Origin of the sequence: Alteromonas oceanisediminis, assembly GCF_018474025.1 — a bacterium.
GTDB classification, from domain to species: domain Bacteria; phylum Pseudomonadota; class Gammaproteobacteria; order Enterobacterales; family Alteromonadaceae; genus Alteromonas_E; species Alteromonas_E oceanisediminis.
In genome coordinates this window covers 102,635-122,841 of sequence record NZ_JAHCTA010000003.1, presented here as the reverse complement: position 1 = coordinate 122,841, position 20,207 = coordinate 102,635, and the positions used below count along the sequence as shown (strand labels likewise).

The window sequence follows — 20,207 nt, the reverse complement described above, 5'->3', positions numbered from 1 at the left end:
TCCTATCATTCGTACAGTTGAATGTTGTCTAACGCCATACTGTACGCGGAAGCGCCAGTCGAATTGCGATTTAACTCTAACGAGAGTGTACCTTCAAACCACAGCGGCAAGTCCAGGTGGTCAAGCTCAAATCCTTGCTCTACGCGACCATAAATTATCTGATTCGGTGGCGGCGGGGGCATATGCAAGCAGGCGCCAAAGTAGGGCACTATGAAAAATTCAGTCACGCGGTGTTGTTCATCAGCTTGCAGTGGCACCATGAAGCCGGGGATACGAATACGCCGATTATCGAATGATTCGATCACGCGGGTGGAATTTAGCGCCTCTTTAAAGCGTTTTGCCGCAGCGCTCTCCTGTGCGAGATCCGTGAGGGAGTCAACCGAATCTCTCGCACTACCATCTTCAATCTCGGAAATGATGTCAGGCATGTTCATGAGCGCCTCAAGATCGTCTTGCGGCATAAGCTCAACCCACTCGATTTCCGCGTAGTCTCCATCATCAGCCATTGTCGCGCAGGTCAAAAGCAGACCCATCGCAAGCCAAGCTACGCTCAAAGCTTGGCGATACCCACGTCTTTTTTTACCGCTCATCTGCTGTCACGTCTTGTTCAATATTTGCAAAATATGATATATCATAACAATTAGTCGCCGCGCTATCACGCGGTGTTTTACAAAGAATTTAAAAATGACGCAAAGCACCCTGCAATCCGATGCAACACACCCTGCAATTCAGCTGAGCAATGTTGAGTTTCGCTACCCACAAGCGGACGCGCGCGGCACGACGCTGCATTTCAGCCAATGGCAGGTTGATCAGGGTAAGCATGTATTTCTACATGGGAACTCGGGGTCAGGAAAATCGACATTATTGAATCTATTGTGCGGGATCCTTATGCCCGATTCGGGTTTAATCAAACTGTTTGGTACGGCACTTGAAACACTGCCTGCAAAGCAGCGTGACCGTTTTAGGGCAACCAATATTGGTGTGGTTTTTCAGCAGTTTAATCTGATACGCTATCTTAGCGTGATGCAGAATGTTGAGCTTGCGCGGTATCTCGCTAATCAAAAAACGCACAATCTCAAATGCGATGTTGAGTCGTTGTTAGACAGCCTTATGTTACCGAAACGTTTACTCACCGTCCCGGTTTCATCACTCAGTGTTGGGCAGCAACAGCGCGTTGCGATTATGCGGGCATTCGTGAACAAACCTCGGCTTCTTCTCATCGATGAGCCGACTTCTGCACTGGACGTTAGCGCAAGAGATGCGTTTATGCAGCACTTGATGGTGCTGTGTAATCAAAATGATACCACGCTAGTGTTTGTCAGCCATGATCCCTCCTTACGCGATAGTTTTTCTCACCACACGCCGCTTCAGTCGTTTTGTACCATCGTCCATGAGGAGCGTGAACAAGCATGCTAGTGTCGGTCGCGTGGCGTAGCCTGATAAGCCGCAGGAAAACCGTGCTGCTCACCTATCTTTCGCTGGTCGTGAGCATCAGCGTGTTGATCAGCGTGGAACATATTCGAGTTGAAGCCAAAGAGAGTTTTAATCGGACGATCTCCGGCGTCGATTTGCTGGTCGGCGCGCCGAGTGGCGATCTTAACCTGTTGTTGTATTCGGTGTTTAGAATGGGGAGTCCAACGAATAACATTCGTTATGACAGTTTTCAAACGCTGAAAGCGAATGATTCTGTTGCATGGGCAGTGCCTATTTCTCTCGGCGATTCTCACCGAGGCTTTCGTGTAATGGGCACAAATTCTGATTATTTTCGCCACTTTAGTTACGGAAATGACAATCGTCTGACGTTTACGAAGGGCAAGCCTTTTGAAGGCCTTTTTGATGCGGTAATCGGCGCTGAAGTGGCGGCGAGTTTGAATTATCAACAAGGCGATAAGATTGTGATTGCTCACGGCATCGGCAGTACCAGTTTTGTCAATCATGATCAGGCACCTTTCACCGTTGTTGGCGTACTTGCCCCTACGGGCACTCCGGTGGATAAAACGGTTCACGTCAGTTTGCCCGCAATCGAGGCTATCCACTTGCCGTCAGCGCAGTTAAGTTCTTTACTCAATGCGCCTGATGCAGAGCACCCTGTACCCGATTCGATTACCGCTGTACTACTAGGGTTAACCAATAAATTTGCGACCTTCACGTTGCAGCGACAAATCAACAATTATCAAGCTGACCGGCTGATGGCGGTTTTGCCCGGCGTCGCGATGGCGCAATTGTGGGAGCTGATGGGAAGTGTTGAGAATGTGTTACGTATCATCGGCTATCTTGTGCTGCTTGCTTCATTGTTTGGTCTTGCCACGATGTTACTCGCGTCCATGAACGAACGGCGACAGGAAATTGCAGTGTTTCGAACATTAGGCGCATCGCCTGCATTGGTTGTGACACTTGTGATCATTGAAGCAACCTTGATCGCGCTGTCGGCTTTGCTTACATCGGTCGTGGTTGTGGTGCTGGTGTTGCTAACGCTTGAGGATTGGTTGACGGCAGAGTACGGGCTGTTTTTAAGCTACAACATTCTGTCGCCAGAACTGCTTATGCTTTCGGGTATCATTGTCATCGCTACGTTCATCACCGCGCTGATACCCGGCATAGAAGCCTATCAGAAAGCATTACATAGCCAGTTATCGGATTGAAGTTAATCAAATAGTGGGCGTAAAACAGATTCGAGATCGTCGACGGGTTTCTGCTTGATCAACCGCTCACACGCCGTGTGAAGACTTTTTTGCTGGGCTTTTTCCAGATTATCTACGCGGTCTTTAAAGTCTTCTGCAGAGACCGTCAGTTCGCTGCGATCAGCATGAGTGAGTGCAGATATTTGCTGATACACATGCAAAAATCGACCAATCACCACATACGGAAAGTTTCGGTTCTTAATCGGACCAACACAGGCTTGATGCCCGCCCAGCGGCAACCCCGAGATCTTAACGTCGACGAGTTTATCTGCGCCAAACCATGCGCTGCCAGCCCCGAGTAAACTACCGCCCAGTGCGCCCAGCATTAGACTGTGCCCGGCAACGGCAACATCCACCGCTGCGCCACTCACCGCACCCGCTAATGCGGCGGCAGAAATCAGTTGTTTCTTGTCCAGTCCCCACGCAAACCATTCGTCACAATCGAACAAATCGGGAGGAAGGTCAAACTGTTCAATGGCGATGCGAGTTTGGGAATGCGCATACAGCGTGAGAAGTTCATCAATCGCCGTTTCCTCGCGCTGTTTCATCCACGCCTTATACTGTCGGGCAAGCACCGGTTCAACGCGTTTTGCCTGTTCCAGACTCAACAATTTCTGGCACGCCTGATAGCGGCATAGATCATCGACCATGCGCGCCAGAATAATAATACTATGCTGCTTTTGCTGACCGCGTTGTTGGCGCAGATCCCGCGTGATTCGATTCAGCGACTCTGACCATGCCGGGTTCAAATGCGCAAAGGTTTGCAACAGCTCAAGCTGTTTTTCAAAGTCAGCCGTCATCGGATTGAAGACGCGAACGGATTTAAAATACTGTGTCAGCGCATTTTGCCACTCCGTGACGCAATCACTGCTTTCGATGGGGTTGATCAGCGCCATAGAGGGCTGTCCTGTCCAACGTAAAATATCCATCTCGGCTTCGTATTCTTCGCCGTAAGGGCGTGAACCGTCCACGACGTAAAGAATCGCGGCACCATCAACAATTGGCCGCAGCAGTGCCACTTCATCTTTGAATTGTTGTTGGCAGTCTGAATCGTTAACAAATTTAAACACGGTAGCCGCGCGTTCGCTGGCATTCGAGCAGTGTGTTTTTAGCCAGTGCAACACTTTACGCGGTCGTTGAAAACCCGGCGTATCAATCAGGTCGTAGTGCGCGTTTGCAGTGGATACCCGATAGCGATCGGCCAGTGCGGTCGTGCCACTGCGACTGGAAATCTGCACGTTATCGTTGTGAGCCAGCGTCGACACAATGGACGATTTACCTTTATTGGGGTGGCCCACCACGGCAAATGCCGCTGTCTGATTAGTGTTCATTGTGTTCGGCCCACTCTGACGGTAGATACAATTGCCACTGTGGCATTGAGTGAACGAAGCGTCGCCACTCAGCGAGATGCTGTGGCGCTGGTGGCGTCACTTCACCACGCACAATGTTCACGGGAAACAACACACCATGCCCCTGTTCCAGATAATCCTGCAATTCTCCCATGGGCGGCTCCCACGATTTTAACAAAACGACCTGAGCGCCCGAATAGTTTGGGTCGTCGTTTTCATGGCCAGAGCAATCCAGTGTTGTGGTGGGGCGCAACCGACATTGAGCGACGACCTCCGGCGGAAAAGCTGCCCAGTTAGCCAGTGCCAGTTTGTCAGGTAATGTGTGTGTGATGGGCGAAAGCACATGTTGTTCCGGCGCTTTGTGAGATTGACCCGCTTGGCGCTGCCTAAGTTGATATTCCACATCGCGTCGCTGGCGAAGCTCAAACCAGGCACGGCCACCGACAAGAAGTAAAATGCGTAACAGCAGCGCATAGATAACTTGTGTAGCAAATACGAATGACCACCACTGTCCGAACGTTTCAACGTTGCTGTAGGATTGAGTGAGTCGCGAGTCCTGCGTAGCGTAGAGTAATTCCAAACTCGGTTGCGCGGTTTCCCAAAACCACCAAGGCAGTGCAATCGCGTTGAGTAGGGGAAATAGCTGCTCGGCACTGAGCAAGGTACTTCGCCACACAAAATTGATGTCTGTAGTCACCAGTAGTAAGCCAAAGCACAGCAACGTCGCGATGGCATATCCGATGGCGGCCACTTGGCTTTGTACAAAAAACCACTGTTTGTCGAGATGGGTTTGCCGCAGTTTGTGCAGATACCCACGTTGTGTTTTCGACCAGATTGGCAAAGCGCTCATCAAGCGGGCCGCATTGAAACCTTTTTGCGAGCTCAGCGATAACAATGATATGAGCGCACCAAGAAGCGGCAGCACGAAAAAAGCCAGCATGAGATAGAGCAGATTCACCCGACCATTTGCATCACCAGAGAGCACTGCAAAACTGACCAAAATCCCCAGCAAAAAACCGATACTCAATAATGGCAGCGACAACTGCTTTGGGTTAATCGCCGTCATGCAGCGGGCTCATCAAACGACTAATATGCGGCTCAAGTGCTTCTGCCCACACGCTGTATTGCTCGGCATTCGGATGCAGAAAGTCACTCATCACCGTCCTCTCAATGCGGCCATCATCAGTCATAAAGAGCGAGCTGACATCAAGCCAGGAAACATGTGGTCGCTCTGCCAGTGGCTCAATCAATTGATTCACTTGGGTATTCAGTTGGCGCAGCGGACTGTCGGCGGTTTTACCGCGCGGTAAGATAGCATGCAATAAAATATGGCTATCCGGGAGACGTTCGTGTATTTCATCAACAATCGCAGTAATACCAGCGGCGGTGTGCGCCGGCGGATCCTGACGGTGACCCGTATTGTTGGTGCCAATCATCAGCACCACTAACTCTGGTGAAAGACCATCAAGTTCACCGTGCTCAATCCGCCATAATACATTTTCAGTACGGTCGCCGTTAAACCCAAGGTTTAACGCGCCACGGGGAGCAAAATGGGTAGCCCATTCCTGCTTGCCTCGATTTTCCCATGCGTGAGTAATCGAATCGCCGATGAAGACCAGTTTAATCTCATCCGCTCGCGTTTTAATGTCGTCGAGTTTTTGTTGATGGCGTGGTATCCACCAGGGTTTGGCAAAATTCTCAGTCAACGGAGCTGGCGACATAGCGGTAAGGGATTCCTGAGCTGACTGAGCATGGGCTAATATATCGCAACAGTAAACAGCAATCGCCATCAAAAAGGAGAGGCGAGTGAAAAGGCGCATACGATTGCTCCAACGTTCAGTAATCGACTAATCTGCCAATGAAATCACGTTGTTACCAATAATTGCAAGCATTGGCCGCGTGGGACCCTTACGCGAACTGCACAACAAACAGCTCACTTGTTCGGGTAGGATGTGGGTCAAAGGGTGTTGCACCACCAATACGGGTAAACCCGAACGGTTCTGCAGTAGCGTCGCATCGCCGACAAAGTGTGTCACACCGTCGCGCAACAGCGACTTATAGTGATTCGCTTCGAGTTCGAATGGCGCGTTTAAATGGTAGGGATTCCCGGTGCTCAATGCGAGCGCACCAGCATCAATTTGTTCAAACCCTGCACAATTAGACAGATCGCCAATATGCTTGATGGTCGCAGAGGTGCCGCTACCCACAATACTAATGTCAGCAAGGTAAGCGGCATGCTGTTCACCTTGCCGTAGCTGCGCGTTGGTGATCAACAGGGAACATAAGCCATCTTCGATGTTTTCAGGGATCGCAAAGTAATCGTCACAGTCAACCGATTTCCAACTGTCATCCGCCAACGCTTCGATCGCGGATAAAAGCGCGACAACGTTCATTTCTCGAGCGCGCTGCCGGTTGGGGTCGCTCCGGTAGGCGCCTGATTCAATCAGGATAGTACTGGCACCCAAGGATGAGATTTTATCGCCGAAAGAACGATAGGAATAATCGTCGTTGTATCGCGCAACATGAGAGGGAATATGCTGTTCAACCGCGTGGCGCATCACGGCAATAAGCTGCATTGCGCGTGCGCGGCTTGGATTAATGGATTTACTCACATCATAAGCGGGTGCAAGAAAGGCGATTGTGGCTGGCGTACTTGAATCACCCGCGCTGTAATAGGGATTCTGGTCGTGCAAATTAAACGCAATATCTGGTTGTAGTTCATCCACTAAACGACGCAGTAGGCGTCCTTCAGGACTTTGCATGGCGACGGCATCGCGGTTGATATCGATACCTTGCGCATTGAAACGTGTGTTTGCTTCAGCCCCATCAGGGTTGAGCATTGGCACAACGTGTAAACTAAATTGCTGGGCAAACGCGTCAAAGGGTAGCGATGCGTTGTCATCGACCAGGTGGCTAATGAGATCAAAAACGGCAGCAGTGGCCGTTGGCTCATCCCCGTGCATTTGTGTCCAGGCAAAAATTTTTACGGGGCCCGATCCAAGCGTAAGCTTATGAATTGGCACGCCAAGGTAGGAACGGTCAACCACTTCGGCACAAATTCCCTTTTGTTGTGACAGCGCCTGAATAACCGGTTGAATGTCGTCGTAACGCAAGTGCGGTTGGTTTAGTTCAGGCCAATAGTCTGTTATCGCATTCAAGTTCATAAGCAAGTTGCCGTGCCAACCAATTCGTAGGGTCACTATACCGCATTCAGAGTAAAATCGCGGTAGGATATTCGAAAAAATTCGTTTATTTGGAATAAATAATTCACTTTTCGCGCGGGTTATCTATACTAAAAGCACTCAACATTACACTGCGAGCTTATGTCTGCGTTTGTCAAAATCAAAGCTGTGAAACATGCCTTATCGACCAGTGAATCAAAGCTGGCGACTTTCACACTGGATTCACCCAATGCGGTACGCGATCTCAGCTCGCAGGAACTGGCGAATGTCGTCGGTGTCAGCCAGTCTAGTGTGGTCAAGTTTTCGCAGAAATTAGGCTACAAAGGCTATCCTGCATTCAAACTGGCCGTGATTGACGCGTTGAACAAAGAAACGCCAAATACGCAACTACATGGACAAATCACCCTGTCAGACGGTTATACGCAAATGGCAGATAAGCTGGTTAGCAGTAAAATATCAGTGTTGCACGAAACGCGTAACCTGAATGAAATAGTCGCTTTTGAACGTGCGGTAGAATCGATTAAAAACGCCCAGCGTATTTTGATTTGTGGCATTGGTGGTTCGGCGTTAGTCGGCAAAGACTTTTCTTACAAACTCCACAAGTTGGGCATTCATGCCATCGCAGAGCAAGATGGGCATGCGCAATTGGGTATCGCTGCCACCTTTGGTGAAAACGATGTGGTGGTTGCCATCAGTGAATCAGGCTCGACTCGAGAGATACTCAATGCCGTGCGTGAAGCGCATGACAATCATGCTATCGTTATTTCCATTACCCAGTATGGAGGCACGCCAATTTCCGATCTGGCTGATGTAAAACTGTATTCTGTGGCTGAAGATCCATCATTGCGATTGTCATCGATATTGGCTCGAACCGCGCAGGAGCTCATTATCGATATGTTATTTATTGCGTTAACCCAAGCCTCTCGCAACGGCCGCAAACTGCTTGAGAAAACCAACAGTGTGGTGGCGCGATTTCGCGATGGCAATGAGTCACATTAGTATAGCAGATAAGGTTGGCGTCGCTGCTTAAACGCTAACAAGTCGGCCTGCCAACTCGCTTTCACGTCATCAAACGAAGCGCCATTTTGTAACGCTTCTCTCAACGCACTGCTCCCTGCCAACTTATCGAAAAATGAAGCGGACGTGAAAAATTCGACGTTTTCCGCTTTTGCCTGTTGATACGCTTCAAAGAGTAAGCTCAAATCCAGCCCCTCAAATTCAGCCTGACGCAAATCGAGACCGTGAACTTGCTGGTCTTGAAACTTTGGTGATGGCGCGCTGTCAGGCATGCTGGTGGGTGTAAACGCAAAATCACCCAGATGAAGCGTTGAGTGGCCTATTACTTGAAACGGAAACGGCGTTCCTCTACCAATACTAAAGGGGGTGGGTTCAAAAAAACATAACGACGCATACAACTGGATGGCTGTTGCGTTTGGCAGGTTTGGGCTAGGTTTGATCGGTAGCTCATACTCGCTGCTACGCGTGTAATCCGCGACAGGAATGACCGTTAAATCTAACGCATCAGCGTGCGCTATCCACGCCTCTCCTTTGATCATCAATGCCATTTCACCGAGTGTCATCCCATGTAGTACTGGCACCGGATGCATGCCAACAAATGACTGAAACTCAATATCGAGGACGGGGCCATCAACGAAATGAATATTTGGATTCGGCCTATCCAGCACGATAACCGCTTTATTCATTTCTGCAGCGGCTTCCATCACGTAGTGCAACGTGCTGACATAAGTATAAAAACGTACACCCACATCCTGAATATCGAAAATCAGCACATCGACATTGTTAAGCATCTCGGCATTGGGTTTGCGGGTTTTCCCGTACAACGACATAACGGGAAGGTTGGTGTTTTCGTCGACGGCGTCATGTACTTTTTCACCTGCGCCTTTGTCACCACGAAATCCATGTTCAGGTGCATAAATGGTCGTGACATTGACTTGCTGAGCGAGCAAGTAGTCGACCAGATGCTGGCCTTTGGCGATAGACGATTGATTGACAACAACACCAACCCGTTGGGCTTTAATCTTGGGGAGGTAGAATGTCAGGCGCTCCGCGCCGACGGTGAGAGGCTCAGCAATGGCGGGCAACGACATGACTGTGCTCGCGATCCAGGCGCACAGAAACGTTATAATTGCCGTGCTACGATTTTTCATTCGATTCCACCGCTCTGCGTAAAAAGCCATCGTTTTGCAGCAGTAATTCTTCGCCTTGTTCTGCAGATACGCCGGTTAAGATCATTAGAATGGCTAACTTGGCGCGATCATCAGCTTGGCTCAACGCGGTTTCTGCTGCATCAGCGCTGCAGTCGGTGGCTTGCATCACTATTCTAATAGCCCGTGCGCGCAGCTTTTCATTCGTCGCATTCACATCAACCATTAAGTTTTGGTAGGTCTTTCCCAGTCGGATCATGCTGGCTGTGCTTAGCATATTCAGGATAAGTTTTTGTGCAGTACCTGATTTCATTCGCGTTGAACCGGTTAGCGCCTCTGGGCCCACCACGGCACACAGGCCAATGTCAGCGGCATCGATCACCGGAGAGTCGGGATTACAGGTAATCGAGATGGTCGGCGCACCCAGCTGATTGGCATACTGTAATGCAGAAACCACATAGGGCGTGCGCCCGCTGGCAGTTAAACCAACCACCACATCGGCGCGATTCAGATGAATGGCTTTCAGATCGGCGACTCCCGCGGCTCTGTCATCTTCGGCGCCTTCAACGGCATGTTGTATGGCGGTTTCACCACCGGCGATAATGCCTTGGACCAGTTGATCAGACACGCTGAAGGTGGGGCGGCACTCCACCGCATCGAGAATACCCAGCCGACCACTGGTACCTGCGCCGATGTAAATCAGACGACCACCCTCCTGCAAACTGGCCACAATCGTGTCAACAGCGGTGGCAATCCTGCCGATGCAATCTCTGACAGCAAGCGCCACTTTCTGATCTTCCTGATTAATCCGCTTCAACACCTCTTCGGTGGAAAGAAGGTCGATATCCATGGTGTCTGGGTTTCGGCCCTCTGACACAATTTTACTCAATTGAGCCAACAACTGAGCGGTCGTAAATTGTTCTTGATGAAGCATAATCTTTGCTAACTCACTGTCTGCTTAGTGTCAGCCACAATCCGCTTCGCATCATCGGATTTTCCGGCCAGACATACCAAGGTTGAGGCGACTGTGCCAATCAACAGCTGCCAGGTAAAACCAATTGACGTTATCGAATCTGTTGGGATCCACATTGACATTACATAGGGTTGTAATGCGAGTGGTACCAGAAACCCAACAATCAATGCCGCGCTAATAGAACGCGCTGAGCCGCGCTGAGTAAACAGCGCAGTAATATAGACGCCCAACAGCCCACTGTATGAGAAAACCATCACGCTGAGCGCAAATTGTAGCAGTGGCATTTCAGTGTACTGCTGCCAATAAAAGCATAAGCAGGCAACCAGTGCGAGCAAAATTGCTACGATCATCATCGCCCATTGCCCTTGACGTACAGCAGTGCGCTCATCGGGAGTGGTCGATAGCATCGGCTGTACAAAGTCTTTAACGATCACCGACGCCATTGAATTCAGTCCGGAATTCAGCGTTGACAGTGCGGCGGCAATAATTCCAATAGTCACCCAGGCTTTAAGCCCTGAGGGAATATCAGTTAGCACGTAATACATAAAGATAGTCACCGTTTCGCCCGCAAACGTTGGCACTGGCGTGCCGTCGGCGGTGCTCATCATTAAGTCTGGGCGCTCGTAATAAACGAACAGCAACAGACCAATGAAAATAAACAGCGCCATCACTGGGATCACTAAAAACACTGACAGTAGCATCGCTTTGCTACCCTCTTTAGCGTTCTTGCAAGTGAGCACACGTTGGGTCATGTCCTGATCCAGCCCAAATGCAGCAATATTGAGTAACACGAAGCCCGTAAACACTGACCACATGTTAAACACGCCTGCGCTGGAGAAATCCAGTCGCCAGTCAAATAACGTCAATTTTGATGTGGCGCCGGGGGCGGGATTTTGCAGCGCGTCGACAATTTGTTCAAAGGACGCCGGCATACTCATCAGCAGCCACGTAATAACGCCGATAGCGGCACTCACGTAAACAAAACACTGTACGGCATCGCTGTATATGACACTGCGGATCCCACCATAAACGGTGTACAGCAGACCACACAGGGCGATCAATACCGTCGCGCTGATGACGCTGCTAGTGGCAATATTGCCGAATAAAATCATCGACACGGCCAGTGCAGCCATGTACAACCGTGCCCCACTCGCCAGTAAGCGGCCAAACAAATACAAGGCTCCGGCTTTTTGTTTTGCGCCGCTTCCAAAGCGCTGTTCCAGCAATTCGTATACCGTGTAAACGTTGGCGTGATAAAAACGTGGGATTAAAACATAAGAAACACACAGCGCCGCGATGATGGCGCCGAGATTCGAGGCAAGATAGGTAAGATCACCTCGATAACCCTGATCTGGGCCGCCCAGAAAGGTGGCTGCCGATTGTGACGTCGCCAGTACAGAAATCGCGACGACCCACATCGGCATCGCATTGCCACCCAGAAAGTAGTCATTGCCACTGTTTGCTTTGCGGTTAAACCAATACCCAGTGATGCCGAGTAACATGGCGTAAACAATAAAAACAGCAAGGTCAGCGATGGTGTATTGGGATAGCATGTCGGAAAATAATTGTCCTAGCGCAACAATTCGGTACAGTGATTTAGCATAAGGCATTGTAATAGCAAAGTACACGCGTTAGGAATATTTTATTCTTTATTTTTTACTTATTAGGAATTATTGTTGTTGGGCACCGTCGTTTGGTGTTGGATACTGAATAAGGATTATCCGTGACTCGCAAAACATATGCACACATCGATTTAGCGGCGGTACAGCATAATTTTGATCAGTTGAGTGCCTGCGCACCTAACAGTCAACATGTTGCTGTTATTAAAGCAAACGCTTATGGGCACGGCGCTATTGCTGTAGCCGAAGCCTTAGCGTCGCGAGTCGCGTTATTTGCAGTGGCCTTTATGGATGAAGCAAAACAGTTGCGTGAAGCCGGTATTGATACACCCATTTTGTCGCTGGAGGGCTTCTTTGATGAAGAAGAGGCAATATGGGCGGCCAATCACAACGTCTGGCTGGTGATACATCATTTGGCGCAGCTAGAGCGGGTTGAGAGGTTGCAAAACCCGCCGATCATTTGGTTCAAAATTGATACGGGTATGCATCGGCTCGGTTTTTCGCTGGAAGAAGCCCCCGGGTTGTTACAACGTTTCTCACACTTGCTAGGTCCAGACTCGGCTGTGTTTACCCATCTTGCCTGTGCCGATGAAGTATCGAATGACAAAACGCGTCAACAATTAGACAACCTGTCAAGGGCACTATCCACTCAGCAGACTCACCTAGCGCTGAGCGTAGCCAATTCGGCCGCTACAGTGCACTGGCCAAGTGCTCACCAACGGTGGAACCGGTTAGGCATAGGTTTGTACGGCGGCTTCACTGGCGGATCCCCAGAGCTGCCGCAACCTAAACTATTGCCAGCGATGTCGTTGCATGCACCTGTCATCGCGCTGCGTGATTTGCCCGCTGGAGAAACCGTCGGGTATGGCTCAACGTGGCGCGCGCAGCGAAATACACGTTTAGCCACAGTAGCGATAGGCTACGCAGACGGCTACCCTCGTCATGCACCCTCTGGTACGCCGGCCATTTGTCATGGTCAGCGCATTTATCTGGCGGGCAGAGTCTCCATGGATATGTTGATCTTTGATGTGACTGATTGCCCTCAGGTGGCGCTTGGCGATGAGGTGGAACTGTGGGGGAGTGCGCTGTCTATTAAAGAAGTCGCGGATCATAGTGGTACCATCGACTATGAGCTGATGACACGTGTGTCGGAACGAGTGCCTCGTGTTGTTAAAAGGATTTAATCTGAACCAGAAATCAGAAAATCGGCAAGGCGTTGAATAGCGTGCTTATCGTGATTTCAGCATTTATTAATGCGCAGCAATACAGGCGTTACGGCCTCGAGTCTTGGCTTCATACATCGCGTCATCCGCACGCCCTAGCCATTCTTCCATCGTTTCACCGTTGATGTACTGCGCGACACCTGCCGAAACCGTGATACGCGAGTCGAAGGCAAGCCAATGATGCTCCAGCACACTGTTGCGTAGGGTTTCTGCGACCAGTAATGCTTCTTTCGCGTCCGTGTTTTCCAGCAACACCACAAATTCCTCACCGCCAAATCGAAACAGGGCATCACTGTCACGAATGCGCAGCTGCACGAGTTCAGCGAACTCCATCAACACTTTGTCACCACAGGCATGCCCTAGCTGATCATTCACCTGTTTAAAATGGTCGACATCGAGCATGATCAGGCTGGCACTCTGATCCCGATATCGGTTAAGTCGGCTCACCGTGCCGAGCAATTGCTCTTCGAGCGCTCGCCGATTGCCCACTCGGGTTAACGGATCGGTGATAGCCAGTAGTTCCAGATAATGCTGCTGCCCTCGCATTTTGGTTGAAAATGCATAGCAGAAAAGTAAGGTGGCACCTGCCGATATACCCACTTTCAGAAGAAAGAAAAAATCGGCGGAGGGCGAGAGTATCAACAGCAGCGCGGATAAAAATGCTGTAGAGATGATCGCTGCCATATGAGCGGGCAGTAGGAAGAAAATTGTGGTCAGCGATGGGTAGACCCACACCACTTGTTCAGGGCCCTTTATCGCCACCGTGATTAACATGACAACCATGCTAAGGATAGACAATAACCAGCGAGCCGCTTGCGTACGATGTGTGGTATACACAAACACAAAAATAGACGCAGTGATGGAGACGGCGACAGTGTTGAGAATGGCGACATCTAACTCGCCGCTAATAAAGCGTAATACCACAAACGGTAATATACTCAGGGATAAACATCCGCTGATAACCAATATTATCGTCGCGTCAATCGTTTTGGGTTGTTTTTGCATCATAACGCGTGTGCACCAACCGCTACTTTGGTTCAGTGTAACGCCGACGGTAAACTAAACACAATTGTTTATTTGATCGCCAGAATGCCCAAGCCTGGGGCATCATTAAGTTCGATGAGACTTTTGTCAAACAGGGTTGACGCATTAACGTCCTTCAATCTACCAACGCGTAGCGGGTCAAACTGACCTAGTGTGGGCCCATCCAAATCAATCAGGGGGACTTGGTCTGAAAATGCAGCGGCAAAATGGGCGGCAGCGGCAACACTGATGCTGCCCTCTAGCATGCAACCCATCATGCAGGTTTTTTGCTTTTCCGCTGACATTCTGGCGATGTCGATGGCTTGTGATAAACCGCCACATTTCATTAATTTGATATTGATAATATCAGCAGCACCCGTGGTTAAAATAAGCCGAACATCGCGTACTGAGCTGGCACTCTCATCTGCCATAACCGGAATGGAAGAGCGCGCAGTGACTACCGCGAGGTCTTCAATCTGGTCGTAGCGTACCGGTTGTTCGATCAATTCAAACCGCGCGGCTTGCTTTTCCAGTATCTGTACGGCTTGCAAACTTTGCTCAATGGTCCAGCCCTGATTGACATCCAGACGTAAGGTGGCGTGTTGATGAAAAGCATTATAAATCGATATGATGCGATCGATGTCTTGGGAAAAATCATTACCAATTTTGATTTTCAAACAGTCGTAGCCCTTATCTAGCGCGCTACGGCAGTCATTCATCATCTCATCCAGCGGATTCACACTGATGGTGTAATCCGTTTTTAAACGTCGCTGGGTGCCGCCCAACGCTTTATATAGTGGTAACTTCTGTTGTTGAGCCCACAGATCGTAGAGCGCGATTTCAACGGCGGCTTTAGCACTGGGGTGACCCATAATGGCTTTTTGAAGGCGAGCGCAGTTATTCTGGATATCGGCAATCGCAGCGCCATTGACGGCAGGGAAAAGATGCGACTGTATAACGCTGGTTATCGTGGCGTGCGTATCTCCCGTAATCAGGGGGGTAGATGGCGCAGAGCCAAAGCCCACGTGGCCCGTATCGGTTTCGAGCATGACCACTAAATCATTCAGCGAATCAACGGTTCTAACAGCCGTCTTAAACGGGGTATGTAACGGCGTATCAATGTGCGCCAAACGATAATGAGTAATGTTCATTGAGGATACAGAAGCTCGCCGAGTGAACGGGTGAGTAGATCCTGCATTTTCATGCCGGCATAATTCACGAATTCATCACCATAACCGGATTGTGCGGCTTGCGCAGCAATCGTAAACTCTCGACCGCCCTGAAAATGCGGCAAGCAGACATGCGCTAAAACCACATTTTCACCCGCCATTCTGGTTTCACTGGGCCCCCAACCAATCTTCTGGAAGATCCGCCATTGCCCCTGTGTGGCTTGGTCTAAAATCGCTTTTGGTGAGCGCGTCGAGTTGGGTTCAAGCACCGCTGCCAGAGCGTTGGGTAACATCCTGCTAATACCCGCCATCATACCGCCGCGCCCCGTGCTGCCATAGAACAAAATCTGTATATCTTGTGCAGTGAGGTGCGGATGTTGGGTTGCGGCGTCACGCGTATGCGCCGCGAGTCGCTTTAACCATTCGGCCTGCGCTAACGTTGTCATCGGCTTATTGCCGGTGAGGTCGCAATCGTCACAGCGATAGCTCTGATATCCCGGGTCATCACCTGCGTTGACATACAGTGATGGTATCACTGACTGTTGCCCGTCTTTCCAGTCCGGTTGGCTAGGCACAAAAGCAATCGGACCGTAAGCACCGCGAAAGCGTACATCAGGGTTACTCAGCTTAAGCCAGTCATCGTGAAACAAACGGGTTAGAAAATCACGACCTGCAATATTGGCAAAGTAAGTCGCAATCGCATTAGAGTCATCAGGCGCATTGCCGGTGGGAGAATAGCTGTTGATACTGGTGATTAAATCGGCAACCGACACATTACCAATTTTGCTCGTCGCACCCACTCCTTGCTGGCGCAGGGTGGCAATCGCACCGGTATAGGCAAATATTTTGGATGAACTCCATGGCTCATATAATTCGTTTTGACTGTTCGCATTGGCTAAGTACCGATACGTTAACTCCCTGTTATCCGCCTGCCTGAAGTCGATGATGGTGATACGCCCGTTATCTTCCGGGGCGCTTAAGTGATCCCACTCTGCACTGATCTGCTCTTCCCATCCTGAAGCAGAATAATCAACCGCTTGTGAAGAACGGTAACGGCTATCTGAAGCACTCAGTGCTAGACAACCAAGCTCACGGCTGGCTAAGTCTGCCGGTAAGTAGGGCTCAGCATTCATGGTGGAAGGGTAAAAATCGCTCACCTCGGTTGGCACTCCTGATTGCGCCGCACTGCAAACACAAAGAGCGAACACGATAAGCCCTATATTCACAGAACGATAGCGCAATGCTGCTAGAATTAGGTTAAAAATCGGCATCAGTATCGAATGCTCTTATGAGAATGACATTGATGTATATTGGCAAGTAAGTCGAGCAGAATCAATTACTGACGCCCACAAAAAAGCCCCGCTCGTGTTAACAGGAGCGAGGCTTTGACATCCTGGACAGCTTAAACGCGTTCGAAAATAGTCGCGATACCTTGCCCTAGGCCAATACACATCGTCGCTAAGCCAATTGACTTATCATTCGACTCCATCAAGTTAAGTAGCGTGGTGGAGATCCGGGCACCTGAACAACCTAGTGGATGACCCAGCGCAATAGCGCCACCGTTTAAGTTAACTTTGTCGTCGTAGTGATCCAGCCAACCCAGTTGCTTGATACACGACAATGCTTGCGCTGCAAACGCTTCGTTAAACTCCGCTAGCTCGATATCGTCCATGGTCATACCGGCGCGCTTAAGCGCTTTCTGCGTAGCTGGAACCGGACCGAAACCCATGATCGCTGCGTCACAACCAGCCACGGCCATGGCGCGGATTTTCGCGCGCGGTGTGAGGCCGAGCGCTTTGGCTTTATCTGCCGACATCAACAACATAGCAGAGGCGCCATCAGAAATGGCTGAAGACGTACCTGCTGTCACCGTGCCGTTCACAGGGTCGAATACTGGGCGTAACGCAGCCATTGTATCTACTGTGCTGTCGGGGCGTATCACTTCATCGGCGGTAAACAGTTTCAGCACACCGTCTTGGTCATGACCTTCAACACCGACAATTTCGTTGTCCCAACGACCGTCAAGATGGGCTTGATGCGCACGTTGATGTGAACGCGCACCAAACGCATCCTGCATTTCTCGGCTGATCCCATTTTGACGACCCAGCAATTCGGCCGTCATTCCCATGTTTCCTGACGCCTTGGCGGTGTATTTTGCCAATCCTGGATGGAAATCTAAGTTGAAGGTCATCGGTACGTGACCCATGTGCTCCACACCGCCAATCATGAACACATCACCGTTGCCGGTCATGATCCCTTTGGCCGCATCGTGCAACGCCTGCATGGAGGAACCGCATAGACGGTTCACGGTTACCGCTCCGGTGCTGCGCGGGATGGTGGTTAACAGTTGTGCATTTCGCGCAATGTTGAAACCTTGTTCTTTGGTTTGTTGTACACAGCCCCAAATAATGTCTTCGATATCTGCTGGGTCTACGTTCGGGTTGCGCTCTAGCAGCTTGCTCATCAAGTGAGCGGACAAGGTTTCTGCGCGTACGTTGCGAAAAATACCACCTTTTGAACGACCCATTGGGGTACGGATACAATCAATAACAACTACATCTTTCATGTTTATTCTCCTCAGGGTCTGTTACGCAAAATATGATTTGCCAGCACGGGCCATTTCGCGAACGCCGTCAGACACTTGGTAAATGGGGCCGAGATCAGCATACTTATCTGCTAGATCGACGAAATTTTGCAGACCCAATGTTTCAATGTAGCGGAATATGCCTCCACGGAATGGCGGAAAACCAAGCCCGTAGAGCAATGCCATATCGGCTTCAGCCGCACTGCCAACAATGCCTTCTTCCAGACAACGTATCGCCTCATTCGCCATCGGGATCATGACCCGGGCAATAATTTCATCGGCACTAAATTCCTGAGAGTCTGCAACATGGGGTTTGAATAGCGAATAGGCGGTTTCCGCTGGCGTTTTAGTCGGCTTGCCGCGCTTGTCAGTGCCGTAGTCGTAAAAGCCTTTACCATTCTTCTGGCCCAAACGCTCTGCGTTAAACAGCAGCGTAACAGGATCATTGTCGATCTTTTCCATACGCTCTGGAATACCGTCAGACATTACGCCTGCAGCATGATCGGCGGTGTCCATACCGACAACATCAAGCAAGTACGCAGGGCCCATTGGCCAGCCGAATTGCTTCTCCATGACTTTATCGACCGCTTTAAAATCAGCGCCATCGAGTACTAAGCGACTGAATCCTGCAAAATAAGGGAAGAGAACGCGATTGACCAGAAAGCCGGGACAATCATTAACGACGATCGGCGTTTTGCCCATACGCAACGTTGTTGCTACGACTGCAGCAATGGTATCGTCTGAGGTTTTTTCACCACGAATAATTTCAACCAATGGCATCTTATGGACAGGGTTGAAAAAATGCATTCCGCAAAAGCGCTCAGGCTTGTTCAGACTTTCCGCTAACTGGTTGATCGAAATCGTTGACGTGTTTGAGCAAATAATGGCGTCGTCAGCAACATGCTCTTCGGTTTCTTTTAAGACCGTGGCTTTCACTTTCGGGTTTTCAACGACCGCTTCAATCACCAGATCGGCGTTCTTGATGGCAGAATAATCCAGCGTTGGCGTGATACTCGCTAATGTTGATGCCATCTTTTTGCCATCAACTTTGCCGCGAGCCATGCCTTTCATCAAAATGCCTGAAGCTTCTTTCAAACCGAGATCAAGCGCAGCCTGATTGATGTCTTTCATCACGGTTGGAATGCCTTTTACGGCACCTTGATAGGCAATGCCGCCGCCCATAATCCCGGCACCCAGCACGGCATTCTGCTTGACTTCTTTCGTCGCAGATTTGGCTTGTTTTTTACCCTTGCTCTTGACTAACTGGTCGGCAAGAAAGATGCCAATTTGTGCTTTGGCGGCATCAGTTTTCGCGAGCTCAACGAACCCTTCATTCTCGACTTTTAGTGCACCATCTCTGTCTAGAGTGGCTGCTTTAGAAACGGTTTCGACCATTTTATGCGGAGCTGGATAGTGCTTACCGGCTTGCGCTGCTACCATGGCCGCAGCAGTAGAGAAGCTCATCATGGCTTCGTTCTTGTTGAGTTGAAGCGGGGCCTTTTTCTGCTCTCTACGGGTTTGCCAATCAATCGATCCTGACGCCGCATCGGAAACCATCGACACCGCGGCTTCAATTAATTTCTCAGGAGCTACCACAGCATCTACCGCGCCCTCGGCAAGCGCCTTGTCAGCTTTACGATCGCGCCCGGTGGTCATCCATTCTAACGCATTGTCAGAACCGATGATGCGGGGCAAACGAACCGTGCCACCAAACCCGGGCATCAAACCCAGCTTAACCTCGGGTAAACCGATACTGGCAGTGGTATCGGCGATACGTAAGTCACACGCTAATGCCATTTCACATCCGCCACCTAGCGCGAAACCGTTCACAGCAGCAATCGTTGGAATTGGTAAATCTTCAAAACGATCAAACACTTGTGCAGTTTTAGCAACCCAGCCCAACACTTCGTCGTCTGGCTGGCTGAACAAGTCGGTAAATTCGGTAATGTCAGCACCGACAATAAATGTCGATTTGGCGCTTCGCACAACAACGGCTTTTAGCCCGTCTTCTGCCGCAATGGCTTGTGTTGCTTCATCCAATTCATTGACAGTTTGGCGGTCAAACTTGTTGACCGAGCCGGCAGCATCGAACACGAGCTCAGCGACATCGTTCGCCTCGGCATGGCGAGCAACCTTAATACAGCTACCTGAGTAAATCATATTATCATTCTCCTATGGCGGTGCAGGCATTATAGTCTCTGCTACCGCGGTCTGCGTAGGGGTGGCGAGATTCTTCACA

17 protein-coding genes are annotated in these 20,207 nt (G+C 50.1%); 4 read left to right on the top strand and 13 right to left on the bottom strand.

Annotation, left to right across the window (positions count from 1 at the left end; translation table 11 throughout):
- Positions 1-5 precede the first annotated feature (5 nt).
- Positions 6-590 carry a DUF3299 domain-containing protein gene (locus tag KIU71_RS05965; RefSeq protein ID WP_250207311.1) on the bottom strand — a complete coding sequence of 195 codons (585 nt, stop codon included), beginning with the start codon at positions 588-590 and terminating at the stop codon, positions 6-8.
- 94 nt (positions 591-684) lie between these two features.
- On the opposite strand from KIU71_RS05965, the gene KIU71_RS05960 reads away from it, so the two are divergent.
- Both KIU71_RS05960 and KIU71_RS05955 read left to right on the top strand, forming a co-directional pair.
- Positions 685-1,416 carry an ABC transporter ATP-binding protein gene (locus KIU71_RS05960; RefSeq protein ID WP_214130271.1) on the top strand — a complete coding sequence of 244 codons (732 nt, stop codon included), beginning with the start codon at positions 685-687 and terminating at the stop codon, positions 1,414-1,416.
- The gene (locus KIU71_RS05955; protein WP_214130270.1) at positions 1,410-2,642 is read left to right on the top strand and encodes an ABC transporter permease; all 1,233 of its coding nucleotides are present in this window, start codon (positions 1,410-1,412) and stop codon (positions 2,640-2,642) included. Before KIU71_RS05960 ends, KIU71_RS05955 begins: the two co-directional genes overlap by 7 nt.
- A 2-nt stretch (positions 2,643-2,644) precedes the next feature.
- Here the strand turns inward: KIU71_RS05955 and KIU71_RS05950 are convergent, their stop codons facing one another.
- The 4 genes from KIU71_RS05950 to KIU71_RS05935 are packed head-to-tail and all read right to left on the bottom strand — an operon-like array spanning position 2,645 to position 7,230.
- The gene (locus KIU71_RS05950; RefSeq protein WP_214130269.1) at positions 2,645-4,012 is read right to left on the bottom strand and encodes a GTPase/DUF3482 domain-containing protein; all 1,368 of its coding nucleotides are present in this window, start codon (positions 4,010-4,012) and stop codon (positions 2,645-2,647) included.
- A complete protein-coding gene (locus tag KIU71_RS05945; protein ID WP_214130268.1) occupies positions 4,002-5,096 on the bottom strand; it encodes a DUF2868 domain-containing protein in 1,095 nt (364 codons plus the stop codon). Before KIU71_RS05945 ends, KIU71_RS05950 begins: the two co-directional genes overlap by 11 nt.
- Complete coding sequence (locus tag KIU71_RS05940) at positions 5,083-5,850, bottom strand: platelet-activating factor acetylhydrolase IB subunit (protein WP_250207310.1); 768 nt, start codon at positions 5,848-5,850, stop codon at positions 5,083-5,085. The genes KIU71_RS05945 and KIU71_RS05940 overlap by 14 nt, the downstream gene beginning before the upstream one ends.
- Positions 5,851-5,877: 27 nt before the next feature.
- Entirely contained in the window at positions 5,878-7,230 is a 1,353-nt protein-coding gene (locus KIU71_RS05935; protein ID WP_214130267.1) for a M14 family zinc carboxypeptidase, read from the bottom strand.
- Between the two features lie 123 nt (positions 7,231-7,353).
- On the opposite strand from KIU71_RS05935, the gene KIU71_RS05930 reads away from it, so the two are divergent.
- Positions 7,354-8,211: a MurR/RpiR family transcriptional regulator gene (locus tag KIU71_RS05930; RefSeq protein WP_214130266.1), complete on the top strand. Its 858-nt coding sequence runs from the start codon at positions 7,354-7,356 to the stop codon at positions 8,209-8,211.
- Here the strand turns inward: KIU71_RS05930 and KIU71_RS05925 are convergent.
- Genes KIU71_RS05925 through KIU71_RS05915 form a run of 3 tightly spaced genes read right to left on the bottom strand, consistent with a single transcriptional unit; the run spans position 8,208 to position 11,903 of the window.
- A complete protein-coding gene (locus KIU71_RS05925) occupies positions 8,208-9,380 on the bottom strand; it encodes an exo-beta-N-acetylmuramidase NamZ family protein (RefSeq protein ID WP_214130265.1) in 1,173 nt (390 codons plus the stop codon). The genes KIU71_RS05930 and KIU71_RS05925 overlap by 4 nt on opposite strands.
- Positions 9,367-10,311: an N-acetylmuramic acid 6-phosphate etherase gene (murQ, locus tag KIU71_RS05920; protein ID WP_214130264.1), complete on the bottom strand. Its 945-nt coding sequence runs from the start codon at positions 10,309-10,311 to the stop codon at positions 9,367-9,369. Before murQ ends, KIU71_RS05925 begins: the two co-directional genes overlap by 14 nt.
- Positions 10,312-10,319: 8 nt before the next feature.
- Positions 10,320-11,903 (bottom strand): sodium:solute symporter, encoded by a 1,584-nt coding sequence (locus KIU71_RS05915; protein ID WP_214130607.1) that lies wholly within the window; start codon positions 11,901-11,903, stop codon positions 10,320-10,322.
- A gap of 170 nt (positions 11,904-12,073) precedes the next feature.
- Between KIU71_RS05915 and alr the strand changes: the two genes are divergently transcribed.
- Positions 12,074-13,153 (top strand): alanine racemase, encoded by a 1,080-nt coding sequence (alr, locus tag KIU71_RS05910; protein WP_214130263.1) that lies wholly within the window; start codon positions 12,074-12,076, stop codon positions 13,151-13,153.
- A gap of 66 nt (positions 13,154-13,219) precedes the next feature.
- Here alr and KIU71_RS05905 read toward each other — a convergent pair whose 3' ends face one another.
- From KIU71_RS05905 to fadB, 5 genes are all read right to left on the bottom strand, one after another.
- Positions 13,220-14,200 carry a GGDEF domain-containing protein gene (locus KIU71_RS05905; RefSeq protein ID WP_214130262.1) on the bottom strand — a complete coding sequence of 327 codons (981 nt, stop codon included), beginning with the start codon at positions 14,198-14,200 and terminating at the stop codon, positions 13,220-13,222.
- Positions 14,201-14,265: 65 nt separating this feature from the next.
- Positions 14,266-15,366 (bottom strand): dipeptide epimerase, encoded by a 1,101-nt coding sequence (locus tag KIU71_RS05900; protein ID WP_214130261.1) that lies wholly within the window; start codon positions 15,364-15,366, stop codon positions 14,266-14,268.
- Entirely contained in the window at positions 15,363-16,655 is a 1,293-nt protein-coding gene (locus KIU71_RS05895; protein ID WP_214130642.1) for a hypothetical protein, read from the bottom strand. Before KIU71_RS05895 ends, KIU71_RS05900 begins: the two co-directional genes overlap by 4 nt.
- A 131-nt stretch (positions 16,656-16,786) precedes the next feature.
- Positions 16,787-17,950 carry an acetyl-CoA C-acyltransferase FadA gene (gene fadA / locus KIU71_RS05890; protein WP_214130260.1) on the bottom strand — a complete coding sequence of 388 codons (1,164 nt, stop codon included), beginning with the start codon at positions 17,948-17,950 and terminating at the stop codon, positions 16,787-16,789.
- A gap of 21 nt (positions 17,951-17,971) precedes the next feature.
- Complete coding sequence (fadB, locus tag KIU71_RS05885) at positions 17,972-20,128, bottom strand: fatty acid oxidation complex subunit alpha FadB (RefSeq protein ID WP_214130259.1); 2,157 nt, start codon at positions 20,126-20,128, stop codon at positions 17,972-17,974.
- Positions 20,129-20,207 lie beyond the last annotated feature (79 nt).